Origin of the sequence: Streptomyces aidingensis (assembly GCF_900112355.1) — a bacterium.
In the GTDB taxonomy this organism is placed as follows: Bacteria; Actinomycetota; Actinomycetes; order Streptomycetales; family Streptomycetaceae; genus Streptomyces; species Streptomyces aidingensis.
In genome coordinates, this window is record NZ_FOLM01000001.1 from 299,358 (window position 1) to 320,889 (window position 21,532).

A 21,532-nucleotide genomic window follows, 5' to 3' on the forward strand; every position below is an offset into this window, starting at 1 on the left:
TCCGATCTTCCGACGCGGACGGCGTTGTCCAGGCACTCTTTGTATCGTCGGCCGTCCGTTATGGGAAGAATCCCCGTGGTCCCCCGTCCGAGGGCCGGCCGGCCCTCCCCGTATCCCCGTACCGGTGGGGCGCCGCGGGGCGCGGTGCTGCGAGAATGGGGCGCATGGCCACCGATCGTCCTCGCGTGCTTTCCGGAATCCAGCCCACCTCGGGCTCCTTCCACCTGGGCAACTACCTCGGCGCGGTCCGGCAGTGGGTCGCCCTTCAGGAGACCCACGACGCCTTCTACGCGGTCGTGGACCTGCATGCGATCACCGTTCCGCAGGACCCGGAGGGGCTGCGCGCCTCGACCCGCCTCGCCGCCGCCCAGCTGCTGGCGGCCGGGCTGGACCCCGAGCGCTGCACGCTGTTCGTGCAGAGCCATGTCCCGGAGCATGCACAGCTCGCCTGGGTGATGAACTGCATGACGCAGTTCGGCGAGGCCGGACGGATGACGCAGTTCAAGGACAAGTCGGCCAAGCAGGGCGCGGAGGGCACCACGGTCGGCCTCTTCACCTACCCGGTGCTCCAGGTCGCGGACATCCTGCTCTACCACGCCGACCAGGTGCCGGTGGGCGAGGACCAGCGGCAGCACATCGAGCTGACCCGGGATGTCGCGGAGCGGTTCAACGGCCGCTACGGCAGGACCTTCACCGTGCCCGCGGCGTACATCCTCAAGGACACCGCCAAGATCTACGACCTCCAGGACCCGTCCATCAAGATGAGCAAGTCGGCGTCCTCGCCCAAGGGGATCGTCAATCTGATGGACGAGCCCAGGGCGGCGGCCAAGAAGATCAAGAGCGCGGTCACCGACACCGGCACCGTGGTCCGCTTCGACCCGGCGGCCAAGCCGGGGGTGAGCAATCTGCTCACCATCTACGCGGCGCTGACCGGCCTGACCATTCCGGAGCTGGAGCAGAAGTTCGCCGGGCAGCTCTACGGGCCGCTGAAGACCGAGCTGGCCGAGATCGTGGCCGACTGGGTGGCGCCGTTCCGCGAGCGCGTGCAGGGCTATCTGGACGACCCGGCCGCCCTGGACGCGGTGCTGGCGCGCGGCGCGGACAAGGCCCGCGAGGTGGCCGCGCCGCTGCTGGCGGAGGTCTACGACAAGATCGGCTTCCTGCCCGCCCACCGCTGACGGCCCCGCCCGCGCCCCGCGCGCCGGGCCGGTGCTCCCGGCTCCGGTGCCGTGCGCCGGGGCGCCCGCGGCACGCCGTGGCTGTGAGGAAGTGCACCGGGACGGCATCACCGCTGCACAGTGGTGTCAACGGACCTTCGGCCCGGCCAAGAAGGGCGGAAGACTGCTCGCTTTACGGGCGCGCACCGGCCACACTGGCACGGGCATCCGGCTCGGCAGGAGGGAGTAGCACGGACATGGAGGTGGGGACCGTCACGCTGGGCGTGTCGCTTGCGGTCCCGGAGCCGTACGGCGGTCTGCTCCAGCAGCGCCGGCTCGGTTTCGGTGACTCCGCCGCCGTCACCATTCCCACCCATGTGACCCTGCTGCCGCCGACCGAGGTGCCGGTGGACGAGTGCCCGGCCGTCGAGGAGCATCTGGCGGCCATCGCCGCGGCCGGCCGGCCGTTCACCATGCGGCTGTCCGGCACCGGCACCTTCCGGCCGCTGACCCCGGTGGTGTTCGTCCGGGTGGCCGAGGGGGCGGCCGAGTGCGGGCTGCTCCAGCAGCGGGTGCGGGAGCCCGGCGGGCCGCTCGCCCGGGAGCTGCCGTTCCCCTACCACCCGCATGTGACGGTGGCTCAGGGCGTGGCCGAGGAGGCCCTGGACCGCGCCCAGCGGGAGCTGGCCGGATACCAGGCGGGCTGGACGGCCTACGGCTTCTCGCTGCACGCCCAGGACGTCACCGGCCGGTGGCGGCTGTGCCGGGAGTTCCGTTTTCCTACCGCGGCAGCCGCCGCCCCGGCGGCGCGGGCGGGGCGGCTGCCGCACCAGCAGTCGGCGTCCCGGCGCCCGCGGACCACGGCCTAGCAGCACCCGCCGCGGCCGTCCGCCGGGCCGGTCAGCCGCCGGCGGGCGGGTCGGGACGCTTGGGCATGACGTAGACGCGCAGCGGGCGGTCGCGCGAGGAGCGGCGCCGCAGGCCGAGGAACAGCCAGGCGCCCGCCAGCAGCCCGATCACCAGCGCCGTGGTCATCGACAGCACGGCGGCGGTGCCCACCGGGCCGGCGGAGGAGCCGTCCTGTTCGCCGGCCGCCTCGGCCGGCCCCCGGCCGGCGTCCTGGCCGCCGCTCTCGCCGTCCTTTCCGTCCTTTCCGTCCTTCTCCTCTGCCGCCTCCTCGGCCTTCCGCTGCCGGGCGGCCTCGGTCCGGGTCGGCACCAGTTCGCCGACCGGCTCCACCTTGTCGGCCGCGGTGAAGCCCCAGTCGAAGAGGGCCGCGGTCTCCTTGTAGACCCGCAGCCGGTCGTCGTCGTCCGGGTGCATGCAGGTGGCGATCAGGGTCCGGCCGTCCCGTTCGGCCATGCCGGTGTAGGTGAAGCCGGCCTCGGAGGTGTAGCCGTTCTTCACGCCGATGACGCCCTCGTAGGGGTCGAGCCCGGTGTCGCCCACCAGCAGCCGGTTGGTGGACTGGATCTGGTACGTCGGGCGCTTGACCGGTTTGTCCCGGTCCCCGCCCCCGCCGTCCGCACCGTCCGCACCGTCCGCACCGTCCGCGCCGTCCGCGTCGTCTGCTTCCTTCTCCTCTTCCTTCTCGTCCTCCTCCACCGCACCGGGGAAGTCGTAGCGGGCGGTGGAGGCGTAGCGGCGGAAGTCCTCGTTCCGCATGCCCGAGCGGGCGAAAAGGGCCAGGTCGTAGGCTGAGGAGACCTGGCCGGGACCGTCGTAGCCGTCCGGGTTGACCACCCGGGTGTCCATCGCCTGGAGTTCCTCGGCCCGCTCGTTCATCTCCCGGACCGTCTTCTCCTTGCCGCCGTTGAGCGCGCTCAGCGCATACACCGCGTCGTTGCCGGAGGCCAGGAAGACCCCGTACCAGAGCTGCTCGACGGTGTAGGTCTGGCCGTCCGCGATGCCCACCCGGCTGCTGCCCGAGCCCATGTCGACGAAGTCCGCCGGATCGACCAGATAGGTCTGCTCCTTGTCCAGCGTGCCGATCAGGGTGTCGGCGAAGAGCATCTTTATGGTGCTGGCCGGGGCCAGCGGCCAGTGGGCGTTCCGGGCGGCGAGCACCGCCCCGCTGTCCGCGTCCGCCACGATCCACGCCCGGCAGGTGGTCCGGGGCAGCTTGGGCGCGCCCGGCAGCAGCTTCACCTGGGTGCCGGTGCGGCCCAGCAGCTCACCGCCGATCGTGGACATCCTGGCGGGCGGTGCGGCGTCCTCGCTCCTGCCCTCGTCCTCGGCGGCGCCGGCGGCCGGGGCCGGGCCCAGCAGGAGGGGCAGGGCCAGCACGGCGGCGGCCAGGGCACGGCGACGGGCGGCGCTCCACGGCCGCCCGACCACATCCCCATGCGATCTGCTGATACGACGAGATGACAAGACGCGAGTCAACACATCGTGAACTTACCTGTACTCCCCATACTTGCCACCAGTCGGGGAGGCCCGAACCGGTGAGCTTTGCAGATCATCCGGGCGACATCCCCACGGTCGGGTGAACGTGGCGGCCGGGGATACTGGAGACCATGGCCTGCCCCGGAATGCCGAGCCGACTCATCGTTTTCCGCGGTTCGTGCGTCTTGCTCGCTGAGCCAGACCAACGAAAGGTTGCGGAATGATCATCCTCGCCGTCGTCCTCGTTCTTGTGCTGATCGCCGTGATCGGCGGCGCGCACTGGTATCTGTGGCGCCGCCTGGTGCGGGACGTCTCGGCGCCCGGCAGCGGCTACCGGCGGACGGGCACGGTGCTGATCTTCCTGCTGCCCGCGACGCTGGTCGCCTCCCAGGCGGGTGCCATGCTCGGGATGCCGTTCGGGGTCCGGCAGGTGATCTCCTGGCCCGGCTTCTACTGGGCCGCGCTGCTGCTCTATCTGATGCTGGCGCTGCTGGCCGGCGAGCTGGTCCGGCCGCTGCTGCGGATCTGGCTCCGCCGCCGGGACGCCGCCGCGCGGCCGACGGCGGACCGGGAGCGGGAGCCCGAGCCCGAGCAGGACCGGGCACTGCTGGTCGGCGCCGCCCGCTCCGCCCCCGGCGGCGGCCCCGGCACCGCCCGCCCCACCGGCACCACCGACGCCGACGGCAGCACCGGCACCACCGGCGGCGCGGGCACCACCGGCGCCGGCGGCGAGCGGCCGGCGGACGACCACCCGGCCGAGGACCCCGGCCGCCGGCTGTTCATCGCCCGCACGGTGGCCATCGGCGCCGCCACCGCCGCCGCCGCGACCGTCGGATACGGCAGCTACGCCGCCCGCAACCTCACCACCAAGCACGTCACCGTCCCGCTGGCCAAGCTGCCCCGCTCCGCCGACGGATACCGGATAGCCGTGGTCAGCGACATCCACCTCGGCCCGCTGATGGGCGAGAGCCACTGCCGGCGCGTGGTGGACGCCATCAACCGCGCCCAGCCGGATCTGATCACCGTGGTCGGTGATCTGGTGGACGGCGATGTCGAGGACCTGCGCCCGGCCGCGGCCCCGCTGGCCGATCTCCGGGCCCGCCAGGGCGCCTACTTCGTCACCGGCAACCACGAGTACTTCTCCGGCGCCGAGCAGTGGATCGACCATGTGCGGGAGCTCGGCCTGGTGCCGCTGGAGAACACCAGGGTGGAGCTGGACGCCTTCGACCTGGCCGGTGTCAACGACCTGGAGGGCGAGGCGGACGGCCAGGGCCCGGACTTCGAGGCCGCGCTCGGCGACCGCGACCGGCAGCGGGCCAGCGTGCTGATGTCCCATCAGCCGGTGACCATTCATGACGCCGTGGACTACGGGGTGGACCTCCAGCTCTCCGGCCATACCCATGGCGGCCAGCTCTGGCCCGGCCCGTATCTGGCCGCGCTGGCCAACCCCACGGTTGCCGGGCTGGAACGCTACGGCGACACCCAGCTTTACGTCACCCGCGGTGCCGGCGCCTGGGGTCCGCCGGTACGAGTCGGGGCAGACCCGGACATCACAGTCGTCACGCTGGCGTCTGTGGAGAGCTGACCACCGTCCGAGTGGAAAGCTGTTCTCTTTTCGCTCTTCTGTCAGTCAACTATTCGGGCCACGCTGGTGTCCTTAGATAACGAGACGGCAACATCTGGGCACCGGGGGCCGTGGCGTGGGGCCGCGGTCGCACCGGCGGCACGGGCGAGCGCACGGGTGCGGACACACGGCCGGGAGCGGCGGACAGGGTGACCGGCGGACAGCGGACGAGATGAGGAGTGTGGGGAATGACGGACTCCCTCTCGCACGGCGGCGACGAGGGCGCCGCCGGGCAGCGGGGCGGCGTCCCCGGGACGGCGGGCAGCGGCGGAAGCAGCGGCAACGGAAACGGCAACGGAAGCGGTAACGGAAGCGGCGACGGCACGGGGGGACACGGCAGCGCCATGGACACCATCGAAGACACCGGTATCACCGGCCCGATCGACACCACCGACACCACCGACACCACCGACACCACCGGGACCATCGGCACCACCGGCACCGGCGGTGCCGTCCTTGCGGAGGACCTGCTGATCCAGGGCACGGTCTCCGACGCCTTCGGCGTGGCCCTGCCCCGCGCGGTGGTCACGCTGGCGCCCCACGCCGGCGGCCGGCAGATCGCCAAGACCCGGAGCGCCTCGGACGGCGCCTTCCGGCTCCGGGCACCCGCCCCCGGCGAATACCTGCTGGCCGTCTACTCGCCGCAGCTCGGCGAGCAGCGCGTCACGGTCACCATGAGCGGCCACCCCGTGCAGGTGGAGTTCCGGATCGACGTACCCGGTACGGTACTGGAGTGAGCATCGCCCACGGGGGCGGCAGCCGTCCCCGTGGGCGTCATCCGGTGACCCGGGTGCCCAAGTAGCCGCGCGATCACCCTGTGTGTTGTGGCCGGTCCGTTGTGATGCGGCTGATGCACGGGGGGTCGCGCTGTGGTTGGCTGAGCTCGCAACAGGTCTTGACCAAGAAGGGGCACGTCGGGAGTGCGAGCGATCAGCGCCAAGGGGGGCATAGGCATACTGCTGGCCGGCGTCCTTGTGGTGGGTGCCATCGGAGGCTGGCTGGTTCTGCGGTCCGACTCCGGGAACGAGGAGCCGATCGTGATCGGCGTGACCGACCGGGCCGAATCCCTCGACCCCGGGGCCAGCTACAGCGCCGGTTCCTGGGATCTGTACAGCAATCTCTTCCAGGGACTGCTCACCCTCAGCTCCGGTTCCGACACCCCGGTGCCGGACGCCGCCGAGTCCTGCGAGTTCACCGACAACGCCTACCAGGTCTACCGCTGCACGCTGCGCGAGGGCCTGCGCTTCTCCTCCGGCCGGGAGGTCTCCCCCGAGGATGTGAAGCACTCCATCGAGCGCATCCAGGCGATGGCCCAGCGGGCCGCGAACGAGGCCGAGGACGAGTCCATCCCGGAGGCGGACCGCTTCGCCTACAGCGGCCCGATCAGCCTGGTGCAGGGCGTCGAGGCGGTGCGCACCGACGGCCAGGACGTCATCTTCGAGCTGGCCGAGCCGGACGTCACCTTCCCCTATGTGCTGGCGGGCGGCGCCGGTTCGATCGTGGACCGCGAGGAATACCCGCTGGAGGCGCCCCGGGAGGACGGCGAGGCGGTCGGCTCCGGCCCGTACGTGCTCACGGACTACGCCGAGGTCGACGAGGAGACCGGCACCCCCGGCTTCGCCGAGCTGTCGCCCAACCCCGACTACCGGGGCGCGGTGGACGGCCCCCGGCAGCCGGTCACCATCCGCTACTACCCGGGCCCGGCCGAGCTCAAGGAGGCCTGGGAGAAGCGGGAGATCGATGTCAACGCCGGCCAGATGGCCGCCGGGGACATCGTCGAGGTGGACCGCAACGACGCCGGCATCCGCTACGAGGAGACCACCGGCTTCTCCGTCCGGATGCTGGTCAACGGGGTCTCGGGCACCGGCCCCACCAGCGACAAGGCGGTCCGCCAGGCGCTGGCCGGGCTGCTGGACCGGGACGCCATCTCCTCCCAGGTGCGGCTGGACACCGTGGAACCGGCCTACTCGCTGATCCCGGTCGGGGTCGCCGGACACGGCACCCCCTACTACGACCTGTACTCCGAGTCCGGCCCGGAGGCGGTGCGCAGCTCCCTGCGGAACGAGGGCTACGAGCTGCCCGTCCCGCTCACCTTCGGCTACGCCGGCCAGGTGCACGCCGAGGAGACCGCCTTCATCGACCAGATGCTGGAGGCGGACGGGATCTTCGACATCACCGTCGAGGAGTTCCAGAGCTTCGGCGACATCTTCGCGGCCCTCCAGGCCGGGGACATCGACTCCTACTTCGTGGGCTGGCGGCCGGACTTCTCCGACCCCGACACCTACACCGCGCCGCTGCTGCTGGAGGACTCCGTCCTCTCGCACGGCTATGCCAACGCCCGGATCGCGCAGCTCGTCGCCGAGACCAAGGGGCAGCCGCAGCGCGGCAGCACCACCGAGCTGTTCCGGGAGATCCAGGCGATCGCGGCCGAGGACGCGGTGGTGGTGCCGATCTGGCAGGACTGGCAGTTCACCGTCGCCGTCCGGGAGATCACCGGCCTGACCAATCTGCGCGACGCCGGCGGCATCTTCCGGCTCTGGGAACTCGACCGCCTCTGAGCGGGCCCGGGACCGGCCCCGGCGGCGCGCACCGGGGCCGGGCTCAGAAGACCTTGTCCGGGTTGAGAATCCCCAGCGGATCGAAGGCCGCCTTGACCGCGCGCTGCATCTCCAGGCCCACCGGGCCCAGTTCGCGGGCCAGCCACTCCCGCTTCAGCACGCCGACGCCGTGCTCGCCGGTGATGGTGCCGTCCAGTTCCAGGCCGAGGGCCATGATGTCGTCGAAGGACTCCCGGGCCCGGCGGGACTGGTCCTCGTCCCGCGGATCGAAGCAGACCGTCGGGTGGGTGTTGCCGTCCCCGGCGTGGGCCACCACACCGATGGTCAGCCGGTGCCGCTCCCCGATCGCGGCCACCCCGTCCAGCAGCTCCGCCAGCCGGCTGCGCGGCACGCACACATCGTCGATCATCGTAGTGCCGGTCACCGCCTCCAGCGCCACCAGCGCGGAGCGGCGGGCGGCCAGCAGCAGCTCCGACTCGGCCGGGTCCCCGGCCGGGACCACCTCGCTCGCCCCGGCCGCCGCGCACAGCTCGCCGACCGCCGCCAGGGAGGCGGCCGGATCGGGGGTGTCGAAGCCGCACAGCAGCAGCGCCCCGGTGGACTCCGGCAGCCCCATCCGGGTCAGCCGGTTGACGGCCGCCAGCGTTGTCGCGTCCATCAGCTCCAGCAACGACGGCGTATGCCCGGCCGCCATCACCGCGCACACCGCCTCCCCGGCCGCCTGCGCGGACGGGAACTCGGCCGCCAGCACCAACTGCGGCGGGGGAGCGGGCCGCAGCGCCAGCACCGCCCGCACCACGATCCCCAGCGTCCCCTCGGAGCCGACGAACAACCGGGTCAGGTCGTATCCCGCGACGCCCTTCGCCGTCCGCCGGCCGGTGCGCAGCAGCCGCCCGTCCGCCAGCACCACCTCCAGCCCCAGCACATACTCCGCGGTCACCCCGTACTTCACGCAGCACAGGCCGCCGGAGGCGGTGCCGATGTTGCCGCCGATGGTGCACTGTTCCCAGCTCGACGGATCGGGCGGATAGGTCAGGCCCTGCGCCTGCACCGCCTTGGTCAGGTCGGCGTTGACCACACCCGGCTCCACCACCGCGATGCGGTTCACCGGGTCGATCTCCAGAATCCGGTCCATCCGGACGAGCGACAGCACGATCCCGCCGTCGACGGCGTTCGCCGCCCCGGACAGCCCCGTCCGGGCCCCCTGCGGCACCACCGGCACGCGCAGCGCGCTCGCCGTCCGCATCACATGCCGCACCTGGTCCACGGTGCGCGGCAGCACCACCGCCGCCGGGCGGCCGGCCGGACAGAAACTGGCCATGTCGTGCGCGTACGCCGCCATGACGTCGTGATCGGTGAGTACGGCCTCGGCGGGCAGTTCCTCCCGCAGCCGTGCGACGAGATGCTCCATCGCTCCACGGTCGCACCGCTCCGCCCCGGCGGAAACCCCCCACGTCACGGCCGTCCCCCGAACGCCGCGCGGACCCCCGCCGGCGGCGGAGTTGCCCGCCCATTCACCCGGCCCCCGCCCCGTGTTCAGCTCGGGGGTGCTGTTTCCGGCCAGCATCCACACCCATGAAGATCCGGAGATCTCTGCGCAAGTCCGCACTCATCGGCATCGCCGTCGCGCTCGGCACCACCCTGCTCACCCCGGCCGTGGCCGGCGCCGGGGGCCGTCATGGCGGCCACGGCGGCCACGGCGGTCACGGTCCGGCCCCGCGGCCCGGAGCCGACCTGAACCTTTCCTTCCTCGGCCGGTACGAGAGCGGCATCTTCGACGAGGCCGCCGCCGAGATCACCGCCTACGACCCGGACAGCCGGCGGATCTTCGTCGTCAGCGCGGTCGCGGGCACCGTCGATGTTCTCGACATCAGCGACCCGTCCCGTCCCGCCCTGGCCGGCCGGCTCCCCGCCCCCGGCGCCAACAGCGTCGCCATCCATGACGGCCTGATCGCCGTCGCCCAGCAGGCACCGGCCAAGACCGACCCCGGCACCGTCGCCTTCTTCCGCGCCTCGGACCTCACCAAGACGGCCGAGGTCACCGTCGGCGCCCTCCCCGACGCCCTGGCCTTCACGCCCGACGGCAGGCGGGTCGTGGTCGCCAACGAAGGGGAACCCGACTCCTACTGCGCCGACGGCACCGACCCCGAGGGCTCCGTCAGCATCATCACCCTCACCCGCCACGGACGGACCGGTGAGCTGAAGAAGGCCAGGGTCCGCACCGCCGGCTTCACCGCCTGGAACGGCCGGGAGGACGCCCTGCGCGCCGCCGGTGTCCGCGTCTACGGCCCCGGCGCCTCGGCCGCCCAGGACCTGGAGCCCGAGTACGCGGCCGTCTCCGCCGACTCCCGCACCGCATATGTCACCCTCCAGGAGAACAACGCCGTCGCCGTCGTCGACCTGCGCCGGGCCCGCGTCACCGCCATCCGGCCGCTCGGTCTGAAGGACCACTCCCTGACAGGCAACGGCCTGGACGCCTCCGACCGCGACGGCGCCGTCAACATCACCGAGCAGCCCGTCAAGGGCCTCTACCAGCCCGACTCCATAGCCGCCTTCACCGGCCCCGGCCCCGGCCGCAAGGGCCGCCAGTACCTCATCACCGCCAACGAGGGCGACGCCCGGGAGTACGACTGCTACGCCGAGGAGGAGCGGGTGCGGGACCTCCCCCTCTCCCCGGCCGCCTTCCCCGACGCCGCCGCCCTCCAGGCGGACAGCGCCCTGGGCCGGCTCACCGTCACCACCACCTCCCCCGCCGACGAGCAGGGCCGGTACACCGAACTCCACGCCCTGGGCGGCCGTTCGGTCTCCGTCCTCGACTCCCGCGGCCGGCTGATCTGGGACTCCGGCGACACCCTGGAGCGGCTCACCGCCGGACAGCACCCGGCCGACTTCAACGCGAACAACGACGAGAACGGCTCCTTCGAGTCCCGCAGCGACAACAAGGGCCCCGAGCCCGAGGGCGTCGTGACCGGCGTCGTGGGCGGCACCCCTTACGCCTTTGTCGGCCTGGAGCGCATCAGCGGCATCGTGGCCTTCGACCTCTCCGACCCCGCCGCCCCCCGGGTGGCCGGCTACGTCAGCAGCCGCGACTTCACCGGCGACGCCGAGGCCGGCACCGCAGGCGACCTCGGCCCCGAGGGCCTGACCTTCATCCCCGCGGCCGACTCCCCGACCGGCAGGCCCATGCTCGCCGTCGGCTACGAGGTCAGCGGCACCACCGCCCTGTACGAGATCGACGAGACCGACTGACCCCGCTGCGCCGGGCCTTCCGGGCCGTCGCCCGCCACGATCCGCTGCCGGTCCCGGGCCCGAGGGCCCGGGACCGGGGACCGGGGACCGGGAGGTCAGGGCTTGCGGCCGACCCCGCCCGACTGGTCCACCTCGCGCGGCGGGAAGGGACTGGGATCGGGACGCCACCGGGGGATGGGCACCACACCGGGTTCGAGCAGTTCCAGGCCCTCGTAGAAGGCGGCGATCTGCTGCGGACTGCGCAGGTTGTAGGGCACTCCGCCCTTGGAGCGGTAGCCCTCGATGGCGGCGATGTAGGCCGGATTGGTGTCGGTGCCGTCGCACTGCACCAGGAAGCTCCCGGACGGCAGCCCGGCCAGCAGACGGCGCACGATGTCCCGGGCCTCGTCGTAGTCCTCGATGTGCCCGAGGACGCCGAGCAGCATCAGGGCGACCGGCCGGGAGAAGTCCAGGGTCTGCGCCGCCTCCCCGAGAATCGCCTCCGGCTCCCGCAGATCGGCGTCCAGATAGGCGGTGGTGCCCTCGGAGGTACTGGTGAGCAGGGCCCGGGCATGGGCCAGCACCAGCGGGTCGTTGTCCACGTAGACGATCCGGCACTCCGGCGCCACCCGCTGGGCCACCTCATGGGTGTTGTCCGCGGTGGGCAGGCCGGTGCCGATGTCCAGGAACTGGCGGATGCCGACCTCGCCGGCCAGATGGCGCACCGTGCGCGCCAGGAAGTAGCGGCAGGCCAGGGCCTTTTCCCGCTGCTCCGGATAGACCGCGAGAAAGGCGTCCCCGGCCTCCCGGTCCACCGGATAGTTGTCCTTGCCTCCCAGCCAGTAGTTCCAGATTCGCGCCGAATGCGGTACCGACGCGTCTATGCCCGATGTCATGGGCCTTCCCCTCGCCGTGCGCTGGTGACGTAGAGGCCAAGATAGCCGCAAGTCGCCACCTCAGCGGGTACTTCGCCCGTCCCTCCCGGCGGAGCTCGCGGAACCGGCGGGGCGGCCGGTGGTCACTCCGCCGTGGATGACCCCGGCCGCGACGGAACCTTCGCCCTCGGCGCGGACGGTGAGGCCGCCGCCGTCCCCGGGCCCGCCCGGGCGGCGGGGGCCCGGGGGCGGGCTCAGCTGTCCGGTACCAGCTTGTTGATTGCCGCCACATCGCCGTCGCTGAGGCCGGTCACCACCGGGAAGAGAGACCTGGGCACCCGCAGCCGGAGCGGCAGCAGTTCCACCGGCTTCGCCACACTTCCCTTGACGGTGGCGCTGCCGGAGCGCTCCCGGGTCTTCTTCTCCGGTTCCCCGGCCTTTCCGGTCTTCCCGGCCGTCTCGGTCTTCTCCGGCTGTACCAGGACGGGAGCGTCACCCTCCTCGCTCCATTCGACGCGGCCCTCCTGCATCATCGAGGTCAGCGCGTACATCATCACCGAGGTGGGGTCGTACGGACCGAGGTCCTCCCAGTGGCCGCTCACCAGCGACTGCCGGGTCCGTATCTCCCGGAAGTTGTCGCTGTCCTTGAGCACAGTCACCAGGAAGTCCCGCACCGGGCATGCGCTGTGGAACTGCTCATGCCCCAGGCCCAGGCAGTGCCCGATCTCATGGAACAGGGTCTTGTACTCGCCCTGGCCGTCGTCCCCGGCCGGATTGGCGTGGAAGCGGACCTCCTGCTGCTCCTTGCCCTGGTAGCCGATGGCCGACTCCCCCGACTCGGAGTGGACGAAGCGCACCTGCGCCCCGGCCGGTGAACCGGCCGGCACAAAGATCTTCCTGCCCACCCGGGTGTTGAACAGGGCTATGCCCTTGTCCAGCCATTCGCGGTGGCTCTCGTTCTCCTGCGCGAGGACGTAGCCGATCTCCGGCCCGGGCCACTGCGCCGCCGTCTTCTTCCGCACTGCCATGGCGAACCCCCTTGTCCGTCGTGCGGGCTCTGCCCGCCCACGGGACCGTCAGGGGGTGACCGTCCGGCCGTCCCCCCCTTCGGCCCACTCCCAGCAGTGTGCGGCACCGGGATGCGCCCGGGGGTGCTTCCGTCGTTCACCACCCCTTGGCGCTCCCCTTTTCACCACCACGCGCCGTCCATGACATGTGGCGGGCCGGTACCCCGCATTCCGGGGTACCGGCCCGCCACGTCGGGAGGGGCCGCGCAGGCTCAGAAGCGGCGGGTGATCAGGGCCTTCTTGACCTCCTGGATGGCCTTGGTCACCTCGATGCCGCGCGGGCAGGCGTCGGTGCAGTTGAAGGTGGTGCGGCAGCGCCAGACGCCGTCCTTGTCGTTGAGGATCTCCAGCCGCTGCTCACCGCCCTCGTCGCGGGAGTCGAAGATGAAACGGTGCGCGTTGACGATCGCCGCCGGGCCGAAGTACTGGCCGTCGTTCCAGAACACCGGGCAGGACGAGGTGCAGGCCGCGCACAGGATGCACTTGGTCGTGTCGTCGAAACGCTCCCGGTCCGCCGCCGACTGTCGGCGCTCCCGGGTGGGTTCGTTGCCCGTCGTGATGAGGAACGGCATGACGTCCCGGTAGGCCTGGAAGAACGGCTCCATGTCGACGATCAGGTCCTTGAGCACCGTCATGCCCTTGATCGGCTCGACGGTGATCGGCTTCTCCGGGCTCAGGTCCTTGATCAGCGTCTTGCACGCCAGCCGGTTCCGGCCGTTGATGCGCATGGCGTCCGAGCCGCAGATGCCGTGCGCGCAGGAGCGGCGGAAGGTCAGCGTGCCGTCGACGTCCCACTTGATCTGGTGCAGGGCGTCGAGCACCCGCTCCTTGGGGTCGATCTCGATGGTGAAGTCCTGCCAGACGGCCTTGTCCGAGACCTCCGGGTCGTACCGGCGGATCCGGAAGGTGGCCGTGATCTTGTGTGCCGCGGCGGAGGTGCCGGCCGCCGCCTCGGGGCCCGGGCCGGGCTTGGTCAGAGTGCTGCTCATCAGTACTTGCGCTCCATCGGCTGGTAGCGGGTCTGCGTGACCGGCTTGTAATCCAGCCGGATCGACTCGTTTCCGTCCGCGTCCACCTCGCGGTACGCCATGGTGTGGCGCATGAAGTTGACGTCGTCGCGGTTCGGGTAGTCCTCGCGGTAGTGGCCGCCGCGGGACTCCTTGCGGGCCAGGGCGGAGACCACCAGCACCTCGGCCAGCTCCAGCAGGTTGCCCAGTTCGAAGGCCTCCAGCAGATCGGTGTTGAACCGCCTGCCCTTGTCCTGCACGGAGACGTTCCGGTACCGGCGGCGCAGCGCGCCGATGTCCTCCAGCGCCTCCTTGAGGGTCTGCTCGGTGCGGAACACCATGGCGTTCTTGTCCATGGTCTCCTGGAGCTCGCGCCGGATGTCGGCCACCCGCTCGCCGCCCTCGGAGTCGCGCAGCCGGGTGAGGGTCTCGGTGACAAAGGTCCCGGGCGTCTCGGGCAGCTCGGCGAAGTCGGGGGTGGCGGAGGCGTACTCGGCCGCCGCGATGCCCGCCCGCCGCCCGAAGACATTGATGTCCAGCAGCGAGTTGGTGCCCAGCCGGTTGGCGCCGTGCACGGACACGCACGCCACCTCGCCGGCCGCGTACAGGCCCTCCACCACCTCGGTGTTGTCGGCCAGCACCTCGCCCCGCACCGTGGTCGGGATGCCGCCCATGGCGTAGTGCGCGGTGGGCTGGATCGGGATGGGGTCGGTGTACGGCTCGATGCCCAGGTAGGTGCGGGCGAACTCGGTGATGTCCGGCAGCTTGGCGTCGAGCTGCTCCGGCGGCAGATGGGTGAGGTCCAGATAGACGTGGTCGGCGTCCGGGCCGCAGCCGCGCCCCTCGCGGATCTCGGTGTAGATGGAGCGGGACACCATGTCGCGCGGTGCCAGGTCCTTGATGGTCGGCGCGTACTTCTCCATGAAGCGCTCGCCGTCCTTGTTGCGCAGGATGCCGCCCTCGCCGCGGGCGCCCTCGGTGAGCAGGATGCCCATCTTCCAGATGCCGGTCGGGTGGAACTGGAAGAACTCCATGTCCTCCAGCGGCAGCCCGCGCCGCCACGCCGCCGCCTGGCCGTCGCCGGTGAGGGTGTGCGCGTTGGAGGTCACCTTGTAGAACTTGCCGTTGCCGCCGGAGGCGAAGATCACCGCCTTGGCGCGGAAGATGTGCAGCTCACCGGTGGCCAGTTCATAGGCCACGACGCCCGCCGAGCGCCGGCGCCCGCCCGGGGCACCGGTCAGCAGCAGGTCCAGCACATAGAACTCGTTGAAGAACTCCACGCCCTCCTTGACGCAGTTCTGGTACAGCGTCTGGAGGATCATGTGCCCGGTGCGGTCCGCGGCGTAGCAGGAGCGGCGCACCGCCGCCTCGCCGTGGTTGCGGGTGTGCCCGCCGAACCGCCGCTGGTCGATGGTGCCGTCCGGGGTCCGGTTGAACGGCAGGCCCATCTTCTCCAGGTCCAGCACGGAGTCGATGGCCTCCTTGGCCAGGATCTCCGCGGCGTCCTGGTCGACCAGGTAGTCACCGCCCTTGACGGTGTCGAAGGTGTGCCACTCCCAGTTGTCCTCCTCGACGTTGGCCAGGGCGGCGGCCATCCCGCCCTGCGCCGCGCCGGTGTGGGAGCGGGTGGGGTAGAGCTTGGTCAGAACGGCGGTCCGGCTGCGCTTGGTGGCCTCGATCGCGGCGCGCATCCCGGCGCCGCCGGCTCCGACGATGACGGTGTCGTACTTGTGGATCTGCATGAGTCTCGTCAGCCCCGGTGCGTCAGCGGATGTTCGGGTCGAAGGTGAAGATCACCAGGGTGCCCAGCACGATGGTGAACGCGGCCGCCGTGTAGAGCAGCATCTTCAGCCAGAAGCGGGTGCCGTCCCGCTGCGCGTAGTCGTTGATGATGGTGCGCAGACCGGTGGTGCCGTGCAGCATGGCCAGCCACAGCATCAGCAGGTCCCAGACCTGCCAGAAGGGCGAGGCCCAGCGGCCGGCCACAAAGGCGAAGCTGACCTTGGAGACGCCGCCGTCCAGCACGAGCTGGATCAGCAGATGGCCCAGCACCAGCACCACCAGCAGGATGCCGGAGAGCCGCATGAAGACCCAGGCGTACATCTCGTAGTTGGTGCGGGTGGCGCGCGGGCTGCGGCGGGTGCGGGCGCGCGGCGGGTCGATGCGCGGCGCGGGGTTGTCGGGGCCGAACCCCTGCGTGTCGTCGGTGATCAGGGTGGACATCGTTCATCAGCTCCCGAACAGCTCGCGGAAGGCGTGGCCGAGGACCGGGTACGCGGCTCCGGCCATCAGCAGCGCCCACAGGCCGAGCACGGCCCAGAGCATCTGCTTCTGGTAGCGGGCGCCCTTGTTCCAGAAGTCCACCGCGACCACTCGCAGGCCGTTGAGGGCGTGGAAGAGGACTGCGGCGACCAGGCCGTATTCCATGAAGGCGACGATCGGCGTCTTGTACACGGCGATGGTGTCGTCGTACGCCTCGGGCGACACGCGGACGAGCGAGGTATCAAGCACATGAACGAACAGGAAGAAAAAGACGAGGACACCGGTGACTCGGTGAGCCACCCATGACCACATGCCTTCCCGGCCGCGGTACAGCGTTCCTGCCGGCACGGAAAAACCCTCCGGGAGCGGATGTCAGGGCCGGTCGGCCAGCTCCTTGGCGAGGGGACGTCCGCCGGGCCCGGCCGGATACGGTCCACCGGCCGCCGACATGCTACCGACGGCATCCCGGCCGGCTTTGCCCGCCCCCCTGAAGTGTGATCAATCAGGCACGGATGGCTGAGTTGCCGCCCCCTTGCGCCGGCCGTGGGGATGCGCTCGGCGGACGCGTTGCCGGACGCATTGCCTGACGGGGTGCGGGGGCCGCGCCCGGCGTCGCGGCTGCGAACCCGCGAACCCGTGCCGGGGCGGCCCGGCGGAGGGGCGCCCGGCGTGCGCGCGGCACGGGCGGGAACGGGGCAGCCGGGGCCGCCACCCCCCACAGGAGAGACCCCGGCTGCCACGGGCGCGCGAGCCCCGCGGCGCTCGCGTCCACGTTGGGTTCAGCGCCGTGCGCCGCCATTGTGTTACTGACCGGCCCGCCGCCCCCCGGGCCCCGGAATGGCCGGGCACCGACGGTCGGTGGATGGGGCATGGACGTGCAGGCGTCCGTCGCGTAGCGTACAACTCACAGAGACACACGGTTACCAGCTCTGCGACAGTATGCGGTCACACTTGCGGTCACACCGTGAAGAGGGGCGGGTTCGAGTGCAGGGGGCAGACAGTGAGCTCAGCGACGCCGTGCTCGCGGCGCAGCGGGGCGATGAGAGGGCCTTCGGCCGGGTCTTCCGGGCTCTCCATCCACGGCTGCTGGGCTACGTGCGGACCATCGTCGCCGGACCGGATGCCGAGGACGTCACGGCCGAGGCATGGCTGCACATATCGCGGGATCTGGGGCGTTTCCACGGTGACGCGGACCGGTTCCGCGGCTGGACCACCAGAATCGCGCGCAACCGGGCCCTGGACCATCTGCGGGCGCACGGCCGCAGACCTGTCGAGCTGGCCGACGACGCGGCGTTCGCCGAGCTGCCGGCCGCCGCGGACACCGCGGAGGAGGCGCTGGCGGCGGTCGCCACCGACCGTGCCGTGGCGCTCGTCGGCACCCTGCCCCGGGAGCAGGCCGGCGCGGTGATGCTGCGCACCATGATGGGGCTGGACGCCAAGCAGGCGGGCGTACTGCTGGGCTGCCGGCCGGGCGCGGTGCGCACCGCCGCGCACCGCGGGCTGCGGCGGCTGGCCAAGGTGCTGGCCGAGACGCCGGAGGCCGCCCGGGGCCGGGAGGCGGCCCTGCCCGGCCCGCGCGTGCCGCAGATGTCCGTCCGGCACCGCTGAGACCGCCGCCGCGTTCCGCGCCGCATCGCGGCCCGCCGCCGTCCGGGCTCGGGCCCGGCTCGCGGGGCGCTCGCGGCAGCGCCGGTGCCAATGTGCGCACGTTCCCGAGTGGTAACGGTTTCGGAGCGGGGAACGCTGTAGATAACAGGCCGACTGGTCATCGGCCGTCCGGGCCCCCCGGGGTTCCCCCCGTGCCCGCGGGGCGCCCATGCGCGGGCGGGGCATTTCCCCCTTGTCCCGCCCGCGCGCTGCGGCCGGCCGAGCGGCGCACGGCACCGGTACGGCCCTTCCGTGGCACTTTGCACATGTGAGTTCTTCATGTGACTGAACTCCCAGCCGGCGCCTCTCGCACCCGTCGCTGACCCCTCGCTACAGTCCGTCGCTGAGGGTCCATCCACGGCGGGAGGGAACAGAACATGGCGCGTGAATCCGAATCCGGCAGGCCCATCGAGGCGGTCTACGGGCCCGAGTCGCTCAAGGACTGGGACCCGGCCGTACAGCTCGGCGAGCCCGGTGCCTACCCCTACACCCGCGGCGTGTACCCGACCATGTACACCGGCCGGCCCTGGACCATGCGGCAGTACGCCGGCTTCGGCACCGCCGTGGAGTCCAACGCCCGGTACAAGCAGCTCATCGCCAACGGCACCATGGGCCTGTCGGTCGCCTTCGACCTTCCCACCCAGATGGGCCACGACTCCGACGCCCCGCTGGCGCACGGCGAGGTCGGCAAGGTCGGTGTGGCCATCGACTCGGTGGACGACATGCGGGTGCTGTTCGACGGCATCCCGCTGGACCAGGTCTCCACCTCGATGACCATCAACGCCCCCGCCGCGCTGCTTCTGCTGCTCTATCAGCTCGTCGCCGAGGAGCAGGGCGTCGCCCCGGAGAAGCTGTCCGGCACCATCCAGAACGACGTGCTCAAGGAGTACATCGCGCGGGGCACCTACATCTTCCCGCCCAAGCCCTCGCTGCGCCTGGTCGCCGACATCTTCCAGTACTGCCGGCGCGAGATCCCCAAGTGGAACACCATTTCGATCTCCGGCTATCACATGGCCGAGGCCGGGGCCACGCCGGCCCAGGAGATCGCCTTCACGCTGGCAAACGGGATCGAGTATGTGCGCACCGCGATCTCGGCCGGCATGGAGGTGGACGACTTCGCCCCCCGGCTCTCCTTCTTCTTCGTCGCCCGCACCACGATTCTGGAGGAGGTGGCCAAGTTCCGGGCCGCCCGCCGGATCTGGGCCCGGGTGATGAAGGAGGAGTTCGGCGCGAAGAACCCCAAGTCGATGATGCTGCGCTTCCACACCCAGACCGCGGGCGTGCAGCTCACCGCGCAGCAGCCGGAGGTCAATCTGGTCCGGGTGGCGGTGCAGGGCCTGGCCGCGGTGCTGGGCGGCACCCAGTCGCTGCACACCAACTCCTACGACGAGGCGATCGCGCTGCCCACCGAGAAGGCCGCCCGGCTGGCGCTGCGCACCCAGCAGGTGCTCGCCTACGAGAGCGACGTCACCGCCACCGTGGACCCGTTCGCCGGCTCCTATGTGGTGGAGTCCATGACCGACGACGTGGAGGCCGCGGCGCTGGAGCTGATGCGCCAGGTGGAGGACCGGGGCGGCGCCGTGGAGGCCATCGAGCAGGGCTTCCAGAAGGGGGAGATCGAGCGCAGCGCCTACCGGGTGGCGCAGCAGACCGACGCCGGGGAGCGGGTGGTGGTCGGCGTCAACCGCTTCCAGCTCGACGAGGAGGAGCCCTACGAGCCGCTGCGGGTCGATCCCACCATCGAGGCGCAGCAGGCCGAGCGGCTGCGCCGGCTGCGCGCCGAGCGCGACCAGGCGGCGGTGGACGCGGCCCTGGCCGAGCTGCGCGCGGCGGCCGGGGGCGGCGAGGAGAACGTGCTCTACCCGATGCGCAAGGCGCTCAAGGCGCGGGCCACCGTCGGGGAGGTGTGCAATCTGCTGCGCGAGGTCTGGGGTGCCTACGTGCCCTCCGAGACCTTCTGACGGCGGCGGCCGGCCGCCGGAATGACACCGGGTGAACATGGCCCACCCGCTTTCGGGGCTAAACATGGCCGGTACATAAACCGTCGTGGGGGGCAGGTGAAAACTCCCCTCCCACGTGGCCGGTTGGGTGGGTTTTTGCCTGCTGTTCATGTGGGCGTGCTGGGAAGTTGATGCAACGTGCCCCCGGAGCGCCTAGTTTCTCTAGTGTGCCCGTAACGTCTGCCGCTCCGCGGCGCGTGGCCGTGCTGGCGGATTCCGACACCCGGTGGAAGTGGGGGGCGCTCACCGCGCGTCGTCTCGCTCCGGGGGCGGAACTCCACGGCTATCTGCTCCGCGGCCGTGCCACGCCCTCCGCCCGTCAGCTCGCCGAGACCGGTGTGTCCGCGGCGGTGCTTCGCGAGACCAGCCTGGCCGGCCTGGTGGAGGAAGTGGCCCCGGAAGCCGGGCGGGAGGCGTCGGGGGAGGCGGCCGGGTACGACCTGCTGCTGCTCGCCTGCGTGGGGCACACCGTGCAGGCCGCGCTGCACGCGCTGGCCCGCCGCTGGCCGTCCGCCGCCCACCGGCCGGTCCTCGCCACCGGCTATGTGGGCGTTGTGTACGAAAAGCTGGTGCAGGGCCTGCTGCTGCGCCACGGCGCCGATCTGGTGCTCGCCAACAGCCCGCACGACGCCGCGCGGTTCCGCGAGGTCTACCGCGGGGTGGGCGCCGAGGGCGACCCGGTCACACCCTGCGCCCTGCCCTTTCTCGGCGGGCCGCGCCACGACCCCGGGGCCGTGGGCCGCGGCGAGCGGCCCTTCCGCGTCGTTTTCGCGGTGCAGCCCTCGGTGCCCGAGACCCGCCGGGAGCGCGGCTATCTGCTGGACCGCGCGGTGGCCCATGCCCGCCGCCACCCCGAGCGGGAGGTGCTGCTCAAGCTGCGCAGCAGGCCCGGTGAGCACACCACCCATGTGGAAGAGGTGCCCTACCAGCGGCTGGTGGACAAACTGCCCGGCAGCAGCGTGCCGGACAACTTCCGGCTGGCCTACGGCCGGATGGACGAGGTGCTGGACACCACCGACCTGCTGGTCACGGTCAGCTCCACGGCCGCGCTGGAGGCGCTGTGCCGGGGCATCCCCACCGCCGTCCTGACCGACCTGGGCATCCGGGAGCCGCTGGGCAACCACTACTACGCCGGCTCCGGCTGCTACGCCTCCTGGGACCGGCTCGACGACGGCGGGCTTCCGGTGCCCGACCCCCGCTGGCTGGCCGACCAGGGTGTCTCCCCGGACCCCGGAGCCGCCGGCGGCGGCAGCGCGGAAGGCGACGGGGAAGGGGACGGAGACGGGGAAGGGAACGCGGGGGAGGACCCGGTCGACCGGGCGTTCGCCGTGGCCCGGGCCCGGCTGGCCGCGCTGATGGTGCGGTCCCGGCACGAAGGACTGCCGCCGCCGGCGCCCTACTACACCGCGCGCACCGCACCCGGCTATCTGCCCGGCCTGCTGGCCCGGCACGGCCTGGACCCCAAGGGCGAGCCGCTGCCCGGCTACCGGGACCCCGGGGCCGCGGCCGGCCGCGGCCTCAGGGCCGCCGGCCGCCGGCTGGCGCACCGGACCGCCCGCGGCGCCTACCGCGTCGCGGTGCAGCGGGTCGCCCCGGCCGTCCGCCGCTGGGGCCGGATGTGAGAACTCCCGCTCCGCCCGCCCCGTGAACTTCCCGGTTCCGCCATTCGTTTTGCCGCAGGAACCAACCCCCAGAGCCGAAGAGTCGTAGTGCCGAGCAACC

The 21,532-nt window shown here is 71.8% G+C and carries 17 protein-coding genes; 9 read left to right on the forward strand and 8 right to left on the reverse strand.

Features of this window, described 5'->3' with window-relative positions; all coding sequences use genetic code 11:
• The first annotated feature begins 164 nt into the window (after positions 1–164).
• Positions 165–1,178 (forward strand): tryptophan--tRNA ligase, encoded by a 1,014-nt coding sequence (gene trpS, locus BM242_RS01410; protein WP_093836730.1) that lies wholly within the window; start codon positions 165–167, stop codon positions 1,176–1,178.
• 242 nt (positions 1,179–1,420) lie between these two features.
• A complete protein-coding gene (locus BM242_RS01415) occupies positions 1,421–2,026 on the forward strand; it encodes a 2'-5' RNA ligase family protein (protein ID WP_093837271.1) in 606 nt (201 codons plus the stop codon).
• A 31-nt stretch (positions 2,027–2,057) separates the two neighbouring features.
• Here the strand turns inward: BM242_RS01415 and BM242_RS01420 are convergent, their stop codons facing one another.
• A complete protein-coding gene (locus BM242_RS01420) occupies positions 2,058–3,494 on the reverse strand; it encodes a D-alanyl-D-alanine carboxypeptidase family protein (protein WP_245833729.1) in 1,437 nt (478 codons plus the stop codon).
• Positions 3,495–3,762: 268 nt separating this feature from the next.
• On the opposite strand from BM242_RS01420, the gene BM242_RS01425 reads away from it, so the two are divergent.
• The 3 genes from BM242_RS01425 (at position 3,763) to BM242_RS01435 (ending at position 7,724) form a co-directional block, all read left to right on the forward strand.
• Positions 3,763–5,127 (forward strand): metallophosphoesterase, encoded by a 1,365-nt coding sequence (locus BM242_RS01425; protein WP_093836731.1) that lies wholly within the window; start codon positions 3,763–3,765, stop codon positions 5,125–5,127.
• Between the two features lie 227 nt (positions 5,128–5,354).
• Positions 5,355–5,903, forward strand: a complete 549-nt coding sequence (locus BM242_RS01430) for a carboxypeptidase-like regulatory domain-containing protein (protein WP_093836732.1) — start codon at positions 5,355–5,357, stop codon at positions 5,901–5,903.
• Positions 5,904–6,086: 183 nt separating this feature from the next.
• The gene (locus BM242_RS01435; RefSeq protein ID WP_093836733.1) at positions 6,087–7,724 is read left to right on the forward strand and encodes an ABC transporter substrate-binding protein; all 1,638 of its coding nucleotides are present in this window, start codon (positions 6,087–6,089) and stop codon (positions 7,722–7,724) included.
• Positions 7,725–7,767: 43 nt separating this feature from the next.
• Here BM242_RS01435 and BM242_RS01440 read toward each other — a convergent pair whose 3' ends face one another.
• A complete protein-coding gene (locus BM242_RS01440) occupies positions 7,768–9,135 on the reverse strand; it encodes an FAD-binding oxidoreductase (RefSeq protein WP_093836734.1) in 1,368 nt (455 codons plus the stop codon).
• A 164-nt stretch (positions 9,136–9,299) separates the two neighbouring features.
• Between BM242_RS01440 and BM242_RS01445 the strand changes: the two genes are divergently transcribed.
• Positions 9,300–10,973, forward strand: coding sequence for a choice-of-anchor I family protein (locus BM242_RS01445; RefSeq protein WP_093836735.1), 1,674 nt, complete (start codon positions 9,300–9,302; stop codon positions 10,971–10,973).
• 95 nt (positions 10,974–11,068) lie between these two features.
• On the opposite strand, the gene BM242_RS01450 is transcribed toward BM242_RS01445, so the two are convergent.
• The 6 genes from BM242_RS01450 to sdhC all read right to left on the reverse strand — a co-directional run bounded on the left by BM242_RS01450 (position 11,069) and on the right by sdhC (position 16,511).
• The gene (locus BM242_RS01450; RefSeq protein WP_093836736.1) at positions 11,069–11,848 is read right to left on the reverse strand and encodes an SAM-dependent methyltransferase; all 780 of its coding nucleotides are present in this window, start codon (positions 11,846–11,848) and stop codon (positions 11,069–11,071) included.
• A gap of 233 nt (positions 11,849–12,081) precedes the next feature.
• Complete coding sequence (locus tag BM242_RS01455; protein WP_093836737.1) at positions 12,082–12,855, reverse strand: M12 family metallopeptidase; 774 nt, start codon at positions 12,853–12,855, stop codon at positions 12,082–12,084.
• A 251-nt stretch (positions 12,856–13,106) separates the two neighbouring features.
• Positions 13,107–13,883, reverse strand: a complete 777-nt coding sequence (locus tag BM242_RS01460) for a succinate dehydrogenase iron-sulfur subunit (RefSeq protein ID WP_175541202.1) — start codon at positions 13,881–13,883, stop codon at positions 13,107–13,109.
• The gene (gene sdhA, locus BM242_RS01465; RefSeq protein WP_093836738.1) at positions 13,883–15,643 is read right to left on the reverse strand and encodes a succinate dehydrogenase flavoprotein subunit; all 1,761 of its coding nucleotides are present in this window, start codon (positions 15,641–15,643) and stop codon (positions 13,883–13,885) included. Before sdhA ends, BM242_RS01460 begins: the two co-directional genes overlap by 1 nt.
• Positions 15,644–15,665: 22 nt before the next feature.
• Positions 15,666–16,124 (reverse strand): succinate dehydrogenase hydrophobic membrane anchor subunit, encoded by a 459-nt coding sequence (locus tag BM242_RS01470; protein WP_093836739.1) that lies wholly within the window; start codon positions 16,122–16,124, stop codon positions 15,666–15,668.
• Between the two features lie 6 nt (positions 16,125–16,130).
• Positions 16,131–16,511: a succinate dehydrogenase, cytochrome b556 subunit gene (sdhC, locus tag BM242_RS01475; RefSeq protein WP_093836740.1), complete on the reverse strand. Its 381-nt coding sequence runs from the start codon at positions 16,509–16,511 to the stop codon at positions 16,131–16,133.
• A 636-nt stretch (positions 16,512–17,147) separates the two neighbouring features.
• On the opposite strand from sdhC, the gene BM242_RS01480 reads away from it, so the two are divergent.
• From BM242_RS01480 to BM242_RS01490, 3 genes are all read left to right on the forward strand, one after another.
• On the forward strand, positions 17,148–17,771 hold the full coding sequence (locus BM242_RS01480) for an RNA polymerase sigma factor (protein ID WP_093836741.1): 624 nt from the start codon (positions 17,148–17,150) through the stop codon (positions 17,769–17,771).
• 416 nt (positions 17,772–18,187) lie between these two features.
• Positions 18,188–19,771, forward strand: a complete 1,584-nt coding sequence (locus BM242_RS01485) for an acyl-CoA mutase large subunit family protein (RefSeq protein ID WP_093836742.1) — start codon at positions 18,188–18,190, stop codon at positions 19,769–19,771.
• Between the two features lie 206 nt (positions 19,772–19,977).
• On the forward strand, positions 19,978–21,432 hold the full coding sequence (locus tag BM242_RS01490) for a DUF6716 putative glycosyltransferase (RefSeq protein ID WP_093836743.1): 1,455 nt from the start codon (positions 19,978–19,980) through the stop codon (positions 21,430–21,432).
• Positions 21,433–21,532 lie beyond the last annotated feature (100 nt).